Below are 18651 nucleotides of genomic sequence, written 5' to 3'. Positions count from 1 at the left end.
CATCAAACATTTCAAAATAACTACTTGGCTTAACGCAGTCATTGCACTGATTTTATACTTTCTTAACTTTGAACAAAAGCGCAAGCGCCCGAATAAAAACGTAGCTACAGGAACGAGTCACCGGAAATAAAGGAATCACGATGAGCTTGTGAGCTGATAATGACTTAGGTTAGGGCAATTCGTGAAGTCGCCTCGTTTCTGGGCACTGGAGCTGGATGCTTCTCAACGCGCCTATATTTATATACAGGCTCAAATTTTATAATTTCCTAGACTATAACTATAACAAAACTGCTACTAAAATTTTTTTAGTAACAGCTTTCTTCTTTCTCATTTCCATTCTGCTTCTACGCTACCCGATTTATTTCTTTTTTCATGTGCTCGTCGGCATATCCTTTACCATATTTGGCCATGGAGTAGTTATAAAGTATAATGCCCAATAATATCCATATCCCTACAATGATCCATTCATATGGCCAAATTAAAGCAGATGGCATACCTGGCAAATAAAGGGTCATAACTCCTCCGGACATTAATACAGCTATCCACCCTATTGTAGTCCCTCCAGGAAGTTTAAAAGGACGTTTCATATTAGGAGCTGTTCTGCGCAAAATAATAAAAGATACTGCTACCATTAACCACGCTACTACAAGTCCTAAGCCACCAGCATCAACTAGCCATACTAAAGCAGGCCGACCAAGTAAAGGAGCTGCTGTAGATAATACAGCAATTAATAGAATAGCTTTATGGGGCGTTTTATATTTAGGATGTAACTCTCCAAGTGACTTTGGTAACATACCTGCATTTGCTAAAGCGAAAATAGCGCGACTACCACCTACATAAAACCCAATCCAGCTTGTTAAAATCCCACCAATCCCTCCAAGCACAAGAAAATTCCCCATTAATTTACTATTGCCAAATGCTTTTGCCATTGCATCAGCGGTAACTAAGTTGGACGCCATAAGCTCAGAAGCATCTAAAATTCGTGATACCCCAAAAATAATGGCAATATACCAAATAACAGCGAGTACTACTGACACAATTAATAACTGACCAATCTTCTTTTGTGGTAAATTAATCTCTTCCGCCGCTTGCGGAATGACATCAAATCCAACAAACATAAATGGTGTCATAATGATAACTGTTAATAAACCTGCTACACCAGTTTCAACTAACGGCTTCATATTTGCTATATTCCCGCCAAATGTGCTACCTGTTATTAACATAAGACCTGCTATTAAAATTACTAATGTTAATATAAAGGAAATAACTGTTGTTAGCTTAATACCTCGATAATTAATCCAAGCAATCAATAACGAACCAAGAATTCCTATACCTGCCCAGGTTACTGTTACATCCCAGCCAGCTATCGTATATAAGTACCCCTGGCTGTAACCAGGTATGACATACTCGAAAACTGTAGGAAATGCAACAGCTTCAAATGCGACAACAGACACATAACCAAGAATAATGGCCCATGTAGCAATAAACGATGCTACTCTGCCCATTGCCTTATACGTATATACATGCTCTCCTCCAACCAATGGCAGCGCTGAGGACAACTCGGCATAAGTTAATCCAACTAAGACAACAAGTAGCCCTCCAATAGCAAAGGCTAGCATCGCTCCCATGGAGCCAGCTTCTGTAATCCATAATCCAGACGTAACGACCCATCCCCAGCCAATCATTGCTCCAAAAGCAAGTGCAAGCACATCTTTATTACCAAGAATCTTTAATAGCTTATCCGATTCATCCATCCATTTCCCCTCCTCAATTTGTAATTACATCACCATTATATTAACTAATTATTCAGAATTATTACCTTATACGAATCTCTTTTTTATAAAGTTGCCTACTTAATGATGCATACGCAACCCTTCCTTTCATATATTCATGAAAATTAAAAACCGGCCATAAAGATAGGAACCTGAAGTAGGAGATCCTATCAATATAACTGGTTTTAATCTAATGTTTTGCTTTCATTCTTCAGCAAAGTCAATGGAATTGGCAGTTTATAAATCTTTGATTATCTTTACAATAAATAAAATCCTATAAACAATTAAAAGTTACTTTATTATTTTGCCTCAAGCTTCCTCGCCCATTTAACCAACAAATAAGCAAACGGCGTATCTATTATTGCAATGATTAGTTTAAATATATATTGGGTGACTATCATACCTAATAGAACTCGTAGCGGCACGATTCCCCAGAATGCGATGGTTATAAACAGACTTGTGTCAATAAGTTGACTTGTCATCGTTGAGACATTATTTCGTATCCATAGCTTCTTCTCACCATGGCTTGCACGAAGACGATGAAAAATACTTACATCAAGGTGTTGACTTGCTATATAAGAGAGCAAGCTAGCTGCAATAACACGAAAGCTACCACCTAGTATTTGTTCGAATTCTGATTGTAGACCAAATGCTGGTGCAGCAGGTAAATGAACAACAATAAATATGAAAAACACCGCAAGCAACTGGGTTATAAATCCTGCCTGAACCGTTTTTCTAGCTGTATTCTTTCCATATACTTCTCCAATCACATCTGTAAGCAAATAGGTCACGACATATACAATCGCAGCCCCAGGCAAAATAAATTCTCCTATTTGAAACAGTTTAACAGCTAATATATTTGATAGTAATAAAAGCCCAACAAATAACGCATTAAGATAGATAAACATAAAACTCCTCTTCCTTGTCCATTAATATGCCAGCACGTCCTAATCTTCACTACGTTGTAAATCTGTAGTCTGTGCTGCAAACGAGATTATAAAGGAAGAGACCTAAACCTAACCCTCTACTTTTTAACGATTATCTATATTTTCTGGGTATAGATCATGATTCATTAGTCTTTGATCTGCCATCTTCTCAAATTTAGTACCCGCTTTACCATAATTACAGTAGGGATCTATGGAGATCCCTCCACGCGGTGTAAACTTTCCCCAGACCTCAATATAACGGGGTGCCATTAAATCAATCAAGTCATTCATAATAATATTTATACTATCTTCATGGAAGTCACCATGATTACGAAAACTGAACAAATAAAGCTTTAGTGACTTACTCTCAACCATTTTTTTATCTGGTATATAGCTAATATACACCGTCCCAAAGTCAGGCTGATTTGTTTTAGGACAAAGCGTGGTAAACTCAGGGCAATTAAATTTAACAAAATAATCACGACCCGGGTGCTTGTTATCAAAAACCTCCAGTACGTCCGGTGTGTAGTCAAAAGCATACATCGTTCCTTGACTTCCTAGCTGTGTTACACCAGTTAACTCATCATTACTTCTACTAGCCATCGCGAAGCCTCCTTTTAAATATTCTTTCGCTAAAACAAGTGCGTACCTACTTAATACTCCATTTAGAAACAAAGCATTTAATATAATTCACCAAAACGAACAAGTGCAAGCGCCGATTTGAAACCTAGCGACCGGAGCGAGTCAACGGATATAAAGGAATCACGGTGTGCTTTGCGAGCCGATGGTGACTTGTCGTAGGGCAATTCGTGAAGTAGCCTCGTTTCTGGGTGCTGGAGCTCAACACGCCCATATTTATCCACATCGGCTAATTTTGTAATTCTCTAGACAAACAAAAAGCCATGGCCTAAGGCACATGACTTTTTATTACATCATTTGTCCTTAGTTTTTTATAGAGGGTTAAAGCTAAGAACCTCTCCCGCACGGAATGTTTTCTACTATCCATTCCACTCGAGTAATTATAAATAGGATACATTCGGATGTCAACGCTATTTAATGTTGGATTTTCGGATAGTACAATCTTTTTGCTAACAATGTTTGAAGAACTAAAAACAGTCCACTAACCGTCCAATATAATGGTAATGCAGCAGGTGCATTAAAGGAAATAAACCCTATCATAACAGGCGATAAGAGCGACATAACCGCCATCTGCTTCCTCTGTTTTTCGTCCATCCCTGTTAACGATACTCTCGATTGAATAAAGTAAATAGCCGCTGCGACAAATGGTAGAATCAAATCAACCTGTCCTAAATCGAACCAGAGAAATGAATGTGCGGCAATTTCTGGCGAATTCCTAATCGCATAGTAAACCGCTATGATAATCGGAAATTGAATAAGCATCGGCAAACACCCCAATGAGCTTAAAGGGTTAAATTGATGCTTCTGGTAGAGTTGCATCATTTCCTTTTGCATCTCTGCTTTCGACTCTGCATCTTTTTTGTCCTTATACTTATCCGTAATAGCATCCATGTCAGGCTTCATTTCGCTCATCTTTTCTTTCGTCTTTGCAGCACTTTTCGTTTGTTTTAAAGATAATGGCATTAAAAGCAAACGAATAAGCAACGTTAGAACGATGATTGGTAATCCATAGTCGCCACCAAACAGTATGGCAATATATTTGATAAGCTGCGAAAAGGGATTTTCAAAACTAAAAAAACCTGCAGCGCTAGTATCACCTTGGCAACCCGTTAAAAAGATTACAAGAATAATACTAATTACACTATATTTCTTAAGGAATGTGAATATAAATTGACGATCCATTGTTGTCCTCCTCGTTTTGATAATTCATTTGCTTGGAACGAGAAGGATTCGTTGTCTGTATCATCATCAGGCGATGCTATTCGATTTGTCTTTTTAATTAACCATTCAATAACCTCTCTACATTCGCCAAATAATTCTTGCATTGGCAATAACCGTACACGTAGATTATGATATTCCCTTGTCAAAATATTATTATTTTCTATAATATTTCGCGCATCTATTGTTAAGAATTGATAGGTAGATACAATCGTAAGTAATATACTAATATATAGATAGAATGGCGACACATCATTAACTACTTCATTTAATAATTCTATCATCACTTATATTCACCTCCTTTATCAGTCTAATATCTATTATATCATAGGATTACAAAAGCTTAAATGAAGCTTACCGAAATGGTGAGCATGAGTAAATATAAAATGAAACTTCAATAAGTGGTGGTATTACTGCCAGTTGTTTGTGGGATAACAAAAGCATAAGCACCCGACTAGATACGTAGCGACTGGGGCGAGTCAACTAAGATAAAGAAATTACGATGTGCCGATGATGACTTATCGTAATACGATTCGTGAGTCGCCTCGTTTCTGGATGCTGGAGCTGGACGCGTCTCAACACACCCCTATTTATCCACGGCTAATTTTATAATTTCCTAGACTATTAAAAAAGATGTTGATATCGATGCTTTTGCATGGATAATTAACATCTTTTTTATCATTTATTTCTATTAACCGACCTGATTTTCTCTCTCTCTTTCTATTATTTTTCGCCAGTTGGAGGATAGAACTAAAATAAGAGCTAATATGCCTGCCATATCTGTCCAAATACCAGGATAGATGAGCAGCAATGCTCCTAAGGTTGCCATCACTCGGATATACCAGGGAAGTGCATCCTTCAAAAAGCCTTCAGCTGCTACGGATAAAAGAAAAACCCCTGTTAGTGAAGTCACCGTAATAAGTAGTAGATTCCCAATCGTAGCATCGATCATCAACATTTCACGAGAAAAGACGAACATAAATGGTACAATAAATCCAGCAATTGCTAGTTTCATTGCTTGCATGCCTGTACGCATCGGATCACCACCGCTAATACCTGAACTTGCAAAGGCAGCTAACGCAACTGGCGGAGTGATATTAGCAAAAATTCCAAAATAAAACACAAACATATGTGCAACAAAAATAGCTGTTTCATCTGTTCCAGCTAATTCTCTAAAATATGGTAATTGTAGTAATATTGGGGCTGCCATTGTACTTGTAATAATATAGGTTGGAATGCTTGGTAATCCCATCCCTAAAATAATCGACGCGACCATCGTTAACGCTATTGTGATTAAAAGCTGAACAAGGGGACTCTGAATCATTTCACCGACACTTACGATGGAGCTTGCAATCTCAAGCGCTACACCGGTTAAAGAAGCTATACCTACAATAATGCCAACCGCACCACAAGCAACTGCCACAGGAATGGTTGTACGAACACCTTTTTCCAATGCCCCAAAAAAATCCCGAACATCTATTTCCTCTGCTTTCACCTTTGCCTTTTTACGTATAAGATTAATGACTAAAGGTATCAGGACAATTAGCCCAAGCTCTAACCAGTTATCACGTAACATCGGCATACTTATCCCTGATAGGAGTGCTCTTATCTGAGATTCAAATATAAGAAATAAAGAAACTGCCATTCCGATAAGTAACATTCTTCCAGTACCTGTAATAATAATCGTTGATACAATCGACCAAAACGCTGCGTAGAATGGCGTCTTCCCTGTAAATAGCAAATACAATAGGATAGCCATTGGAATCAGGAGATGACCACGTTGGATTAATACCTCCTTCACAGTTGGCAACTCATTCTTATTTAATCCACGTAAACCAAGCTTAGAAGCCCTAATATGGACCTGGAGTAAAATACCAATATAAAATAATAATGCAGGAATAATTCCAGCTAAGATCACTGTTGTATATGGTATACCTAGATTCTCAGCCATGATAAAGGCTGCTGCTCCCATTATTGGAGGTAATATTTGCCCACCAACACTAGCAGAAGACTCGACAGCCCCTGCAAAATTCTTCTGATATCCTACTTTTTTCATTAACGGAATCGTAAAAGCACCCGTTGTCACTACATTTGCGATAGCGGAACCATTAATTGAACCTAAAAAGCCGCTTGCCAGAACAGCCACCTTAGCTGGTCCACCCTTCGTATGACCAGCTACCGCCATTGCCAGATCATTAAACATCTGCCCCATTCCCGATTTACTTAAAAATGCACCAAACATAATAAATAATATAATATAACTAGCAGATACTCCGATTGCTGTCCCTAGGATTCCCTCTGTGATGTAGATTAAATGAGATAGAATTCCTTTCGAAACACTTAATATAATGGGACCTGTTAGCTCAGGATATATGGATAACTTTACGTAAAACCCATAAGCAAGAAATCCAAATGCGAGTAACGTTAGTCCCCACCCCGTCACCCTTCTTGTAATCTCAAATAATATAATAAGGACAGCAATACCGACATAAACATCTATATCGTTAATTTGACCACCAGATTCAATAATTCGGTTAGCAGATGCAAGCATATAAATACCAAGTAGGAGGGATATCCCCGCAAACAGATAATCATAGACGGGGATACCGTTGTGCTTTCTTTTTTTCATTATAGGATATAATAAAAAACCTAACACCATTAATGTGTATAAATGAAGACTACGTTGTTTGATATCTACAAGTGAACCAGCATATGACGTATAAAGATGAAACAAACCTAATCCAGCTGCTAACACGGTAATTAGGATGCCTATAACTAATGGGTATTGTGTACGTACATTGCTTTCCCGTTCAAACCCCTCCAAATTTGCTTTTTCATTCATATATCATCCCACCATTTCTTTTACTGTTGTCCATAGAATGAAGAAGAGAGGCGCTTGTTTAGCCTCTATTATATAAGCCATATTACTTGCTTCCAAAGGGTATCTTTTCTTTTGATAGATCAACTGGTAATCATTCATTAGCGAAGACCTTAGCACTAGCTCGGCACCAATCACTCTATCTATCTGCATATATACCCAACCATCTTGAACTTCGGTTGAATGCTCTGACCATGTAGGAACTCCAGCACCAAATGTTTTAAATTTGGTGGAATCTAATGAAATAATTTGATCATCAACTATGAAGTTTTCCACCCAGGCTTCCTTTTCAACAGAATGAATCCACTGTAAAGAAAAAACATCATCATTTTGAAGAAAAGCATAGGTGATGGTTGTTCCTTGTGATACAAGTATTGCATTTACTGGTACGAGCAACACACCTAGCCCAACCATTATAATCGTTATCACTATCCATTTAAGTCGCGACATCCTTTTATTGAAGCATCTTATTTTAAAATCCCCTGTTCTTCATAAAACTTTTTAGCACCTGAATGGATTGGGACTACCAAACCTTCGGCCAAGTCATCCCGATCGAGTTGTTTTAATGCACTTATAGATACCTCTTCGCTTCCTAAATAATCGTAATATCGTTTCGTCAAATCATATACGAGATCTTCGCTAAGCTCTGGAGAAACAGTAATTATGTTTTGAATACCAACCGTATTTACCTTTCGATCTAGGTTATACATCGCCTCATCTCTAGCTGGAATCGTAAATTCTTTATAGAATGGATACGCCTCCATTAGTTTTTTTGCAATTTCACCGTTAATTTCTACAAATGCTACTTCGTTTTGCTGCATTAAATCAGTTATATTACTATTCGGTACTCCAGAGGTGAAGAATGCTGCATCTAAATTTCCGTTTTTCATTTCCTGTACACTATCCGCATAACCAGTATGCGTTACTTTGGAAAGATCATCGTATGATAATCCAAGTACCTCTAATACCTTTTTAGCGCTTTGCTCGACTCCTGAACCAACTTTACCAACACCAACACGTTTTCCTTCCAAATCTTCGATTGCTTCGATTCCACTGTCCGCTGTTGCGACAACTTGAACAACATTTTGATACATACCAGCCATTGCTTGCACATCCACTTGATTACCTTCAAACTGTCCCTTTCCTTGAAGCGCATCGTAACCTACATCACTCATAATAATACTCATCTGATTTAACCCATCCTGCATATTCTGAATATTCGCTACGGAAGCACCAGTAGACTCGACAGTGACATTATTAATATAATCACTTTCTTCAAAAATAGGCTTTAATGCTCCGCCAATGGGGTAGTACGTTCCCGAAGTACCGCCAGTCCCAAAAACAATTGGTTGACCATCACCACTAACTTCCTCCGAATGTTCGGCTGCTTCTTCCTCTCCACAAGCTGATAAAGCGATAATAATTGAAAACATACATATCAACACAAGGTATTTTTTCAAAACAAGTACCCTCCTTTAAAATCCTTTTCTATATGATAACGCTTTCATTTTATTTTAAGAATAATATGAACATATTGTACATTTTGTTCATATTGGTCTTTTAGATAGCCATTAAATAAGCTTGTATCGATTAACTGGTCTACCAACCACACCATACTGGAGGATAATCTCTACGCGATCCATCTTCTCTAAGTAATCCAAATATCTCCTTGCGGTAACCCGTGCAATACCTATACTTTCAGCTGCTTTATCTGCTGAAGCAGGCTCATTCTGGGAGCCTAAAAATTCAATTACTTGATTCAATGTTTGTTTATTTAAGCCTTTAGGCAGCAAATGTCCTTGTCTACTATTCTGTTCATTCTGCATCATTAAGACATCAATCGTTTGCTGATCTACCTTTTCACTTGCATTAAATTGGCGACGATAACGATTATACTTAGTCAGTGCCAGAACAAGACGATCAAATTTGAATGGTTTAATAATATAATCGAGAGCTCCGTGATGTAGCATATTACGAACCATATTCATTTCATTAGCTGCGGAAATGATAATCACCTCCAAATCCAACTCTAACTCCCTTAACGCTTTAAGTGCTGCGATACCATCTTGTTCAGGCATATAGATATCCAGCAGAACGAGATCGGGATTGTTGTATTGACATAATTCCAAGCCTTGCTTCCCGTTTTCGGCTATTGCAATAACGTGAAAGCCCTCTACCCTTTCTACCATTCTTTTATTGACTTCTTGTACCATAGGGTCGTCCTCAATCAGCAATACTTTCACTTCTGAATCTCTTATCACGGAACCCTTCCTTTCTCAACATCATTGGAATCGTTATAATAATTTGTGTCCCCTGATGTAATACTGAATCAACTGATATAGTCCCTTCTGCCTTGGATATCATTTGCTGTATTAAATATAGGCCAATTCCTGATCCGGATTTCCCTTTGGTCGTATAGCCCTTTTCAAAAATTCGATCCGTATCAACGATACCAATTCCATTATCAATGATTTTTATCATACAATCCGTTTCATTTTGATAAATTGTGATATTAATCCTTTTTTGCTTTATCTCTGATATAGCACATGCGTCAATTGCGTTTTCAATTAAATTCCCTAGTATGAGCACCATATCATGATTGTTAAACACAGTTGGAAATGCTTTTATTGACGTTTGACCGTCCACTCTAACATCAATTCCTAGCTCTTCACCTCTACGTATCTTGCTAATAAGCAAACCTGCAATACTATAACTTTTAATTCGTTGCATCATGAACCTTGTTAAGGACGCCTGCTTCTGTGTCGTTTGGAAAACATATTCCAACGCTCGCTCATTTTCTTCTAACTGAATTAATCCTGCAATTGTATGAAGCTTATTCATATGTTCATGATTTTGAACACGTAATGCATCGACAAAAGCTTTTACACCTGTTAACTCCTCTGCCATCTTTGTAACTTCTGTCCGATCTTGAAAAACCACCACACAGCCTATCCGTTCGTTTTCTATTTCTATTGGAATCCGATTTAACATAATTAGCTTCTCATGAACTCTCAATGTTTCATTATAAGCTGCCGTCTGCCCTCTTAATTGCTGTACCATTACTTTGTCTTTCAAGACCGTACTCATGAGAGCATCATTAACATCCATTTCAATATGTAAAATCTCTTTTGCCTTTTCATTAAAAACAACTAACCGCTCATCACGATCTACAGCAATAACGCCTTCATGCATTGCTTGAAAAACTGTTGTTCTCTCTTTTAGCACCCTCGCTATCTCATATGGCTCCATCCAAAACGTCTGTTCTTTAACATGTCTTGCCAATAAATAAGAACCAATGATTCCAAAGGCTATTGTCAGTAAAGCAATGATCATTATTTCTACTCGTATAGATAAAAGTATGTTCCAAAATGATGGGAGCATATTTCCGACAAGCACTACTCCTATTTGTTCAAAACTATCATTAACAATTGGAACAAAAGAACGGATAGCAGTTCCTTGTTCCCCCTTCGCTTTTGAAACATAACTATGCTCAGCAAAAGCAGCCCCTTCATCCTTCCCTGACGATACCGTTCCGAGCTGTTTTTCGATTGGATGGGAGAATCTGATACGGTTCATATTTAAAACAACAATGTAATCAACTTGATTAATCGTACGTATTCGCTCAACAATTGGATTGATTGTTTTCCAGCCTCGTGCTTTTACAATTGAATCCTTTATTTCTGGTAAGTTCGCCACGATCCTCCCTGTCATAAGTCCACGCTCACCAAGCCCTTCTTCTTTTCCTTGAAAAAGATTGCCGATAAGCATAATGCCACCAATTAAGAGCGTAAATAGAACAATCCCAAAAGATAGAATCATAATCTTTAGTCTAATTGGCATTTTACGAAGACTTACCATTCCCCACTTCTCCTTAAGTTTAATGATTGATAGAATATTATGATAAAATAAAGTGAAACTTCCATCCGTGGGGGGGTTTTGTTTATCCCCACGGATGGTTAGGTGAACCAATCGGACATTTACTGGCAGTTGTTCCACACTTCCCATTTTGGTTTCTCTTTATTGCTTGAAGTGGGTATCTTACTGCCAGTTATATGCGGGATAAAGTAAAACTTCCGTCCGTTTTTACTAAAACAAATACGTACAAAGGCTTCATTCGCCACTTCCTGTGGCAACGCCTTTGTGACCTACTTCCATGGAGGCCCGAACCAATCGGACATTTACCGGCAGTCGATCCATCGCCCTTATTGGTTTCTCTTTATTACTTGAAGCGGGAGCTTACTGCGGTTATATGCGGGATGAATGACCACACACTGAACTTTCTCTATTTAGTTCATGGAGGTAATTATTTGCGAAACTTTTTTATAATTCTAACATTTATTATAACAGGACTTGTTTCCGCTGTCGTAATTGGAATTGACTTCGAGACAATTCGTGGAACAGATGATTATGATGATGAACAAGAGGGATTACGTGAACAAATCATCATTCGGTTTAGTCATGTTGTTGCGACTGACACACCAAAGGGACAAACAGCCCGGAAGTTTGCTCAACTTGTAGAAGCAAAAACAAATGGAAGAATCAAAGTCCACATTTATGCAAATGGGTCTCTATATAATGACACCAATGAGTGGGAAGCCATCCAAAATGGGAATGTTGAAATGATTGCCCCGGCAACAGCTAAGGTAAGTGAGCTATTTCCCAAATGGGGTATCCTTGATCTCCCCTATGCATTCCCTACACACGAGGCAGTAACGGAAGCATATGAGGGTAAAATAGGGAAAACATTGCTTGCAAACCTTCATAATACAAACGTGAAGGGCTTGACTTTTTGGTATAACGGTTATAAACAGCTTACGAATCAAGTACACGTTATCAAACTACCAGATGATGTAAACCGACTCCATTTCCGTATTATGCCTAGTCCTGTTATTAAGGAACAATTTAATCAAGTACATGCTAGCACAAGTAGCTTACCATTTAATAAAACTTATCAAAACTTGGAAGTACATTTTATTGATGGACAGGAAAATACGATTTCTAATATTTACTCTAAAAAATTCTATGAGCATCAACCGTTTGTAACTATGAGCAATCACGGTTATCTCGGATACGGTGTTTTTATTAATAAGCCTTTTTGGGAATCATTATCTGAATATAATCAATCAGCCATTCAAGCTGCCTTAAGTGAAGCAACGGATTGGGGGAAACGTCACGCGATTGAGATGAATGATCATTATACACGTGAATTAAGAAAAAAAGATGTTGTTACTATTCACTTTCTTACAACAAGAGAAAGAGAGCAATGGAAGAATGCATGGAAAGCTGTATACGATCAGATGACTACGATTATTGGCAACGAGTTAATGGACGAGGTACATCGGATACAGAATAAGTATAATTCTAGAGAATGATAACTGCTCACTATTCTCTTATACACCCAACATTTTAGCTTATTACTCTTTTGATTACATTGTTCATGTACTTCATTGCAATGTGAGGTATCAAGTCAAAAAGTCTAGCAGTTCTATAAGTTGCTTTATTTCACAGTATATCACTTATCGTATTTACAAAAAGCACTAATTGAACTATTCTATTAGTAGAATATATAAATACATAAAAACTGCATATCTATTTTAAATTGCACTAGGGGAGCTATGTACATGGCTGAGAAGAGACTACTCTGACCCTTATAACCCGATCTAGATAATACTAGCGTGGGGAAGTGCAGTCGTTCATATATCATTTTATAGGCATAGCCTACATATATTTTTGAAGACTGCATTCCCAAAGAATGCAGTCTTTTTTATTTATGTATAACTTCACTGACATGACTATTTATTAGGAGGAAAATGATATGAACGAACAAGCATTGAACTGTATTAATAGTCGGATTGCTGGTTGCTCTTTTGCCATCTATCCAATGACAGATCAATTTGTAGATGTAATTACAACTTCACTGAAAAACGTAGATACATCTAAGGTTTGGATTAAAACAACAGATGTAGAAACCTGTGTACGTGGCAAGATCACACATGTTTTTGATGTAACCAAGGCACTTTTTTTGCATGCGGCCAGCACAGGACACCATGTCGTGTTTAGTGCCACCTACTCCATCGGCTGTCCGGGAGACTCCGATGAGGATGTATATCTATCAACGGACGACCATCGATTAAATTTAAATACAAATAACCTTCAGCAAGAAGTTGCCGGCAAATTTTCCCTTTATCCGTTGGGTGGAGGAAATTATATGAACATCATTTATAACCAAATTGAGGAATTGAAGCTCCATGGGGTTAAGGTTAGCTCTATCCACTATGCTACAAGGCTAGACGGGGATGGAAAACTTATATTCGATGGACTTGAACGTGTTTTTACAAATTTAGAAAGTAGTTATTCATCACATCTAGTTATGACAACCACCATATCTGCAAATAGCCCATCTAAAAAGGGGGAGATACTTTGAATAATTGGAAGCTAAAGGAAATAATTGTTATGTCTATTCTTTCCGTAGTCTTCGGTATCGTTTATTTAGCATTTTTACCTATTGGAAAAATTCTCGTGTCGTTCATGGGACCCATAGGATATGACTTTATATTTGGTATTTGGTTTATTGTATCCATTATTGCGGCTTATATCATTCGTAAACCCGGAGCTGCATTTTTGTCAGAAACAATTGCTGCAACGGTAGAAATGCTCCTCGGTAATGCTATGGGACCAATCATTATTATTACGGGTATTATACAGGGTCTTGGCGCAGAAGCTGCCTTTGCTCTAACAAAATGGAAACGCTATTCACTTTGGGTATTAATGTTAGCCGGTGTTGGAGCAGCTATATTTAGTTTTGTTTGGGGATATTTTAGATCAGGCTATACTGCCTTAAGTACTCCATACATATTAGGTATGTTATGTATAAGAATGATTAGTGGGGCAATCATTTCAGGTTTGCTCGGAAAAGCAATTAGTGATTCACTCGCGAAAACAGGCGTACTATCTAGTTTTGCGCTTGGTAAACAAATCAGAAAGGAACGTTCCGCATCATGATCAACGTATCTAATCTTTCACTCTGGTTTCATGAAGATAATGATAAACCAATCATCTCTAATCTGAGCTTTCAGTTAGACAGAGGGGAAACCATGCTACTACTTGGACCAAGTGGTAGCGGAAAAAGTACGTTAACACACTGTTTAAATGGTATATACCCGCGTGAATTAGACGGTAAAATGACAGGTGATGTTACCATATTCGGTCAATCTATACACGATGCACATCCCGGTACAATTAGCAAACAAGTTGGCGTCGTATTCCAAGATCCAGAAAGCCAATTTTGTATGTTAACGGTAGAAGATGAAATTGCCTTTGGCCTAGAGAATATTTGTACACCGCCGCTTGAAATATCTAGAAAAATAGACGAAGTATTACAAATGGTTGACTTAATAGATGACAAGCACTCTGTCATTTCATCCCTTTCTGGAGGACAAAAACAAAAATTAGCATTAGCCTGTGTGCTAGCACTAGAACCAGAGATACTTATCTTGGATGAACCGACCGCCAATTTAGATCCACAAGCGACTCAAGAATTTATCAAGACTATTCAAACCATTAAACAGAAAAAATCAATGGGAATAATCGTTATCGAACATCAATTGGAAGGCTGGGTATCTTTTATCGACCGTTCTTTCATATTATCTAAGGACGGAAAATGTATGTATGATGGCCCACTAGCACGGATCATTTCGGATAATAAAGAAAGCGTGCTAGAAGAGGGGATTTGCCTGCCAAAAATAACAAAACTTGTACTTACAGCAGCCGAACAAAACAAAGCTGCTTATATCAGTCCACCGTTAACAATCAAGGATACCCCATCATTAGTTACATATATGGACAATAGCTTTTTAGAAAAGACAATACCAGCAGCTCACCAAGCAGACATTATACTATCTGCTTCGCGTGTTACTCAAAATAAAAAACAAAAAAGGGTACTTCATCAAATTGATTTCGATCTGTATGAGAGCTCATTTGTAGCAATCATTGGAGCTAATGGAAGCGGCAAAACATCGTTAACAAAAGTACTTAGTGGTATTGAAGCTCCTACACACGGAGACATTCTCCTACGTCAGCATCCTATCCGTAATTGGAAGGAAAAATTATTGCGAAAAGAGATTGGATACGTGTTTCAAAATCCGGAGCACCAATTTATTACAGACACTGTATTTGATGAAATTGCCTACAGCTTACGTCTGCATCCATATTCAGAATCATATATAGAAGAGAAAGTACATTACACCCTAGTCAATTGCCAATTACAAGGATTCGAGCATCGCCATCCTTATTCGCTAAGTCAGGGACAAAAAAGGAGACTCAGTGTAGCCACAATGATTGTCGATGAACAAAAAATACTCTTTCTAGATGAGCCTACCTTCGGGCAGGATGCCGCTTCTACCTTAAAGCTTATGCAAATGTTAAAAGAACGGCATGCCAAAGGCACATCCATTATCATGGTTACACATGACATGGATATCGTCGACAAATATGCGGACCGTGTCCTTGTTTTAGAAAACGGAGAAATTATAAGAGATCAATCACCAGACCAATTATGGAAGGATTCGGACTTACGAAGATGGCACTTAGACTACCCAACCCGAATTCAACTGCAACAACATTTGGAGGTGAATCAGCATGACTTCGCTATTAAATCAACTTAATCCAAGCATTAAAGCTTTTACCGTTATTCTATTAGTGTGTCTATTGACCTTTGTGTTTGATCCATTTACACCACTAGTTTATTGCTTATTCACCATCCTCCTTACTTTCGTATGTGGAAAAATTGCTTGGAAACGATACATGCTTTATTTCTTAATTATCATCCTATTATCCGTTGGTATGCTTTGGACAACGCTTGCCTTTGCTGATGAACCAAATCGACCACATGATACCATGGAGATTCTATTTTGGGATATACCAAAGGAAGATGTTACGGTAGCGTTAGCATTAACATTGCGGATGCTTGCCTTCGCATCCTTATCATTTATGTTTATCTTCACGACAAATATGGTGCATTTCATTCTAAGTCTCATGCAGCAATGCAAGCTATCTCCAAAATTAGCTTATGGGGTATTAGCTGGGTATCGCTTTTTACCTTTAATGAAAGATGAGCTTAACCAAATCCGTGCCGCACATCAAATAAGAGGGGTACGAAGAGCTAACGGAATAAAAGAATCCATACAACAATATAAACGCTATGCAATCCCTTTACTTGCCGGAGCAATTCGCAAAGCAGAACGAACAGCAGTAGCTATGGAGTCTAAAGGATTCAGCGGCGAGAGGCAACGCACCTTTTATAGAACATTTACGGTTAAATGGCAGGATTGGACTTTTTTGGTGGGTATGCTTCTCCTTTTTTTCATTATTATTATGATTTCTATTAAGTTGGGGTATTTTAGCTGGTATAAAGGACAATTTTAGACGAGGAGTCCCTTAACTAGAGAGAAATCAGATATTTTTCAGTAGTTATTTTTATAGCATTTTTACTTTTCATAGCACGTTATAGCTTTACAGCGGGGGTTTTTCTAAAAAAGAACACAAATACTACATCCCAAAACTTAGCTCTCTTTTCACACAACTGGAATATCCGTGCAATAGTTTAACCTCCTCGTGAGTAGAGATATAATGACGAGGTCATCACAACCGTTACGATTACCACAGAAGTTTCGCATATTCCAGTTGCTTCATCTAACATTTTTAGGAGACATTTCTCTTTATCTTTAATCAAAGTACAAATGATGATGTAGCCTACATCCCTCGTTAAACACAGATCCACAGTGCATACATTTACTCATTTGCAAATACTGATTAATCGTTAATTCCGTTTTGCACACTCCACAAAGGATGGCTTTATTAGAAAATTCCTCTTCCTTCCATCTAGTAAACGTATGCTTTTCTGCTTCCTCGTGACAGTAATAACATGGATAATACGTTTGACACATTTTACATTTAATGGCGATAACATCTCTTTCGGAATGATAGTGGATACATCGTGTTTCAGAATCAACGACCTTACCGAATACCTGTATCATCTTTACCTTCTCCTTCATGCAGTACCCTAATCTTTTACCTTCACACCAAACAATTCGATAAAAGAAACGGCTTGCTCAGCTGAAATGATTGCTCCCTTTATTTCTTCGGCATTCGTATGAATCGTTGTAAATTGACAATTGCTTAAATCAACATTCTTTAAGGACGTACCTGTAAATTGGACATCATCAATCGTTGAATGTCCGAATTGAACATAGTCCCATTTCGAATCTAAAAAATTCGCACCCTTTAATAAACAATTCGTAAAACAAACATCACGCATATCCATTTGATTAAATAAGGCATATGGAGCTTGACACTCTTGCCAATAAACATCACGAAGTTCCGTCTGATCAAAATCCGTTCCAGCTAATTTACAGTTTTTGAATAATACGCGATGAAAACGGGTCCTGCTAAAATCCACATGTGACAGATCGCAATCTTCAAGGATACTGTTGGACCAAGAAGAAAATGGCAGCTTTGACCCCGTTAGATTTACATTTCTAAAATGAACTTCCTCAAACCGCACATGCTCTGCTTCTATCGGACCATCAACATATGTAACCTTTCCGATTTCCACTAGTGTTTCATTGGAAATATCCGATAAAGATATCTGACTTAAACCTTCTGGTAATAGCGGCTGTTGAATCGTTCTTACTTTTCGCTTCATTAGCTTACCCTCCCATATCTTACGCTCAAGCATCGTTTTGAATTTTTTTCGTATAATTTAACTCCCATGAAATGCCGTTTCTATCGGTAACCATTGCATGCTTTGCACCCCAAAAGGTATCTTGTAACTTCATTTTCACCTCACCATCTTTAGCTAACGCTTCATAAATGTTGGTGATTTCCTCTTCACTTTCTAGATCTAGACCTAATAGGACATCACTACCTTGAATAATCTCCTCATCAAATACATCTGCCATATATAAAATACAGTCTTCATTTATATGCAATTCTGCATGAATATACTTACCTTCATGGCCCTGAAACATCTCAATACCATCTGACATCTGTGTATTTCTGATCTCGCCACCGAATACTTTTTGATAAAATGCTATTTCATCCTTGCAATTCTTAATTCGTAAATGGGGTACAATTTTTTTCATTTGTACTCCTCCCTCTATAAATTAAAATTATCTCAGAATTACTCCGTTTTTCTCCCGTTTACTTTATATCATTCAAA

At 37.8% G+C, this 18651-nt stretch carries 18 protein-coding genes and 2 riboswitches; of the genes, 5 read left to right on the top strand and 13 right to left on the bottom strand.

Going from position 1 to position 18651, the window contains the following annotated elements:
- Nucleotides 1-344 precede the first annotated feature (344 nt).
- The 10 genes from ABDZ84_RS17460 to ABDZ84_RS17415 form a co-directional block, all read right to left on the bottom strand.
- Nucleotides 345-1754 (bottom strand): APC family permease, encoded by a 1410-nt coding sequence (locus ABDZ84_RS17460; RefSeq protein ID WP_166529847.1) that lies wholly within the window; start codon nt 1752-1754, stop codon nt 345-347.
- 317 nt (nt 1755-2071) lie between these two features.
- Nucleotides 2072-2680 (bottom strand): queuosine precursor transporter, encoded by a 609-nt coding sequence (locus tag ABDZ84_RS17455; RefSeq protein WP_026682148.1) that lies wholly within the window; start codon nt 2678-2680, stop codon nt 2072-2074.
- 123 nt (nt 2681-2803) lie between these two features.
- Nucleotides 2804-3301, bottom strand: a complete 498-nt coding sequence (gene queF, locus ABDZ84_RS17450) for a preQ(1) synthase (RefSeq protein ID WP_026682147.1) — start codon at nt 3299-3301, stop codon at nt 2804-2806.
- A gap of 333 nt (nt 3302-3634) precedes the next feature.
- Nucleotides 3635-3681: riboswitch (PreQ1 riboswitch) on the bottom strand.
- 70 nt (nt 3682-3751) lie between these two features.
- The gene (yidC, locus tag ABDZ84_RS17445; protein ID WP_343782410.1) at nt 3752-4519 is read right to left on the bottom strand and encodes a membrane protein insertase YidC; all 768 of its coding nucleotides are present in this window, start codon (nt 4517-4519) and stop codon (nt 3752-3754) included.
- Nucleotides 4474-4842, bottom strand: coding sequence for a hypothetical protein (locus ABDZ84_RS17440; RefSeq protein ID WP_152525440.1), 369 nt, complete (start codon nt 4840-4842; stop codon nt 4474-4476). Before ABDZ84_RS17440 ends, yidC begins: the two co-directional genes overlap by 46 nt.
- Before the next feature lie 404 nt (nt 4843-5246).
- Nucleotides 5247-7397, bottom strand: a complete 2151-nt coding sequence (locus tag ABDZ84_RS17435; RefSeq protein WP_166529848.1) for a TRAP transporter permease — start codon at nt 7395-7397, stop codon at nt 5247-5249.
- A 3-nt stretch (nt 7398-7400) separates the two neighbouring features.
- Nucleotides 7401-7883, bottom strand: a complete 483-nt coding sequence (locus tag ABDZ84_RS17430; protein ID WP_080668723.1) for a DUF1850 domain-containing protein — start codon at nt 7881-7883, stop codon at nt 7401-7403.
- 17 nt (nt 7884-7900) lie between these two features.
- Nucleotides 7901-8893, bottom strand: a complete 993-nt coding sequence (locus tag ABDZ84_RS17425; RefSeq protein WP_343782407.1) for a TAXI family TRAP transporter solute-binding subunit — start codon at nt 8891-8893, stop codon at nt 7901-7903.
- Nucleotides 8894-9004: 111 nt separating this feature from the next.
- Nucleotides 9005-9646, bottom strand: a complete 642-nt coding sequence (locus ABDZ84_RS17420) for a response regulator (RefSeq protein ID WP_051388377.1) — start codon at nt 9644-9646, stop codon at nt 9005-9007.
- A 10-nt stretch (nt 9647-9656) separates the two neighbouring features.
- Complete coding sequence (locus ABDZ84_RS17415; protein WP_051388376.1) at nt 9657-11291, bottom strand: ATP-binding protein; 1635 nt, start codon at nt 11289-11291, stop codon at nt 9657-9659.
- 449 nt (nt 11292-11740) lie between these two features.
- On the opposite strand from ABDZ84_RS17415, the gene ABDZ84_RS17410 reads away from it, so the two are divergent.
- The 5 genes from ABDZ84_RS17410 (at nt 11741) to ABDZ84_RS17390 (ending at nt 16856) form a co-directional block, all read left to right on the top strand.
- Nucleotides 11741-12805 carry a DctP family TRAP transporter solute-binding subunit gene (locus ABDZ84_RS17410; RefSeq protein WP_026682142.1) on the top strand — a complete coding sequence of 355 codons (1065 nt, stop codon included), beginning with the start codon at nt 11741-11743 and terminating at the stop codon, nt 12803-12805.
- Nucleotides 12806-13029: 224 nt separating this feature from the next.
- Nucleotides 13030-13132: riboswitch (TPP riboswitch) on the top strand.
- A 116-nt stretch (nt 13133-13248) separates the two neighbouring features.
- Nucleotides 13249-13857: a YkoF family thiamine/hydroxymethylpyrimidine-binding protein gene (locus ABDZ84_RS17405; RefSeq protein WP_343782404.1), complete on the top strand. Its 609-nt coding sequence runs from the start codon at nt 13249-13251 to the stop codon at nt 13855-13857.
- Complete coding sequence (locus ABDZ84_RS17400) at nt 13854-14435, top strand: ECF transporter S component (protein ID WP_343782402.1); 582 nt, start codon at nt 13854-13856, stop codon at nt 14433-14435. The genes ABDZ84_RS17405 and ABDZ84_RS17400 overlap by 4 nt, the downstream gene beginning before the upstream one ends.
- Nucleotides 14432-16096: an ABC transporter ATP-binding protein gene (locus ABDZ84_RS17395; protein ID WP_205389452.1), complete on the top strand. Its 1665-nt coding sequence runs from the start codon at nt 14432-14434 to the stop codon at nt 16094-16096. Before ABDZ84_RS17400 ends, ABDZ84_RS17395 begins: the two co-directional genes overlap by 4 nt.
- Entirely contained in the window at nt 16071-16856 is a 786-nt protein-coding gene (locus ABDZ84_RS17390) for an energy-coupling factor transporter transmembrane component T family protein (RefSeq protein WP_026682138.1), read from the top strand. The genes ABDZ84_RS17395 and ABDZ84_RS17390 overlap by 26 nt, the downstream gene beginning before the upstream one ends.
- 299 nt (nt 16857-17155) lie before the next feature.
- On the opposite strand, the gene ABDZ84_RS17385 is transcribed toward ABDZ84_RS17390, so the two are convergent.
- Genes ABDZ84_RS17385 through ABDZ84_RS17375 form a run of 3 tightly spaced genes read right to left on the bottom strand, consistent with a single transcriptional unit; the run spans nt 17156 to nt 18574 of the window.
- A complete protein-coding gene (locus ABDZ84_RS17385; protein WP_026682137.1) occupies nt 17156-17467 on the bottom strand; it encodes a CHY zinc finger protein in 312 nt (103 codons plus the stop codon).
- Nucleotides 17468-17493: 26 nt separating this feature from the next.
- Nucleotides 17494-18135 carry a pentapeptide repeat-containing protein gene (locus tag ABDZ84_RS17380; protein WP_166529852.1) on the bottom strand — a complete coding sequence of 214 codons (642 nt, stop codon included), beginning with the start codon at nt 18133-18135 and terminating at the stop codon, nt 17494-17496.
- Nucleotides 18136-18160: 25 nt separating this feature from the next.
- Complete coding sequence (locus ABDZ84_RS17375; protein ID WP_026682135.1) at nt 18161-18574, bottom strand: VOC family protein; 414 nt, start codon at nt 18572-18574, stop codon at nt 18161-18163.
- Between the last annotated feature and the right edge of the window lie 77 nt (nt 18575-18651).

It is taken from the genome of Virgibacillus salarius (assembly GCF_039521925.1).
Taxonomy (GTDB): domain Bacteria; phylum Bacillota; class Bacilli; order Bacillales; family Amphibacillaceae; genus Virgibacillus; species Virgibacillus salarius.
The sequence above is the reverse complement of the archived record's forward strand: the minus strand, read 5'-3'. Positions and strand labels throughout refer to the sequence as shown.

Excerpts from the sequence above, each read along its gene's own strand:
- ABDZ84_RS17460 (WP_166529847.1), bottom strand. The coding sequence starts at position 1,754 with ATGGATGAATCGGATAAGCTATTAAAGATTCTTGGTAATAAAGATGTG.
- ABDZ84_RS17455 (WP_026682148.1), bottom strand. The coding sequence starts at position 2,680 with ATGTTTATCTATCTTAATGCGTTATTTGTTGGGCTTTTATTACTATCA.
- queF (WP_026682147.1), bottom strand. The coding sequence starts at position 3,301 with ATGGCTAGTAGAAGTAATGATGAGTTAACTGGTGTAACACAGCTAGGA.
- yidC (WP_343782410.1), bottom strand. The coding sequence starts at position 4,519 with ATGGATCGTCAATTTATATTCACATTCCTTAAGAAATATAGTGTAATT.
- ABDZ84_RS17435 (WP_166529848.1), bottom strand. The coding sequence starts at position 7,397 with ATGAATGAAAAAGCAAATTTGGAGGGGTTTGAACGGGAAAGCAATGTA.
- ABDZ84_RS17430 (WP_080668723.1), bottom strand. The coding sequence starts at position 7,883 with ATGTCGCGACTTAAATGGATAGTGATAACGATTATAATGGTTGGGCTA.
- ABDZ84_RS17420 (WP_051388377.1), bottom strand. The coding sequence starts at position 9,646 with ATGGTACAAGAAGTCAATAAAAGAATGGTAGAAAGGGTAGAGGGCTTT.
- ABDZ84_RS17415 (WP_051388376.1), bottom strand. The coding sequence starts at position 11,291 with ATGGTAAGTCTTCGTAAAATGCCAATTAGACTAAAGATTATGATTCTA.
- ABDZ84_RS17405 (WP_343782404.1), top strand. The coding sequence starts at position 13,249 with ATGAACGAACAAGCATTGAACTGTATTAATAGTCGGATTGCTGGTTGC.
- ABDZ84_RS17395 (WP_205389452.1), top strand. The coding sequence starts at position 14,432 with ATGATCAACGTATCTAATCTTTCACTCTGGTTTCATGAAGATAATGAT.
- ABDZ84_RS17390 (WP_026682138.1), top strand. The coding sequence starts at position 16,071 with ATGACTTCGCTATTAAATCAACTTAATCCAAGCATTAAAGCTTTTACC.
- ABDZ84_RS17385 (WP_026682137.1), bottom strand. The coding sequence starts at position 17,467 with ATGATACAGGTATTCGGTAAGGTCGTTGATTCTGAAACACGATGTATC.
- ABDZ84_RS17380 (WP_166529852.1), bottom strand. The coding sequence starts at position 18,135 with ATGAAGCGAAAAGTAAGAACGATTCAACAGCCGCTATTACCAGAAGGT.
- ABDZ84_RS17375 (WP_026682135.1), bottom strand. The coding sequence starts at position 18,574 with ATGAAAAAAATTGTACCCCATTTACGAATTAAGAATTGCAAGGATGAA.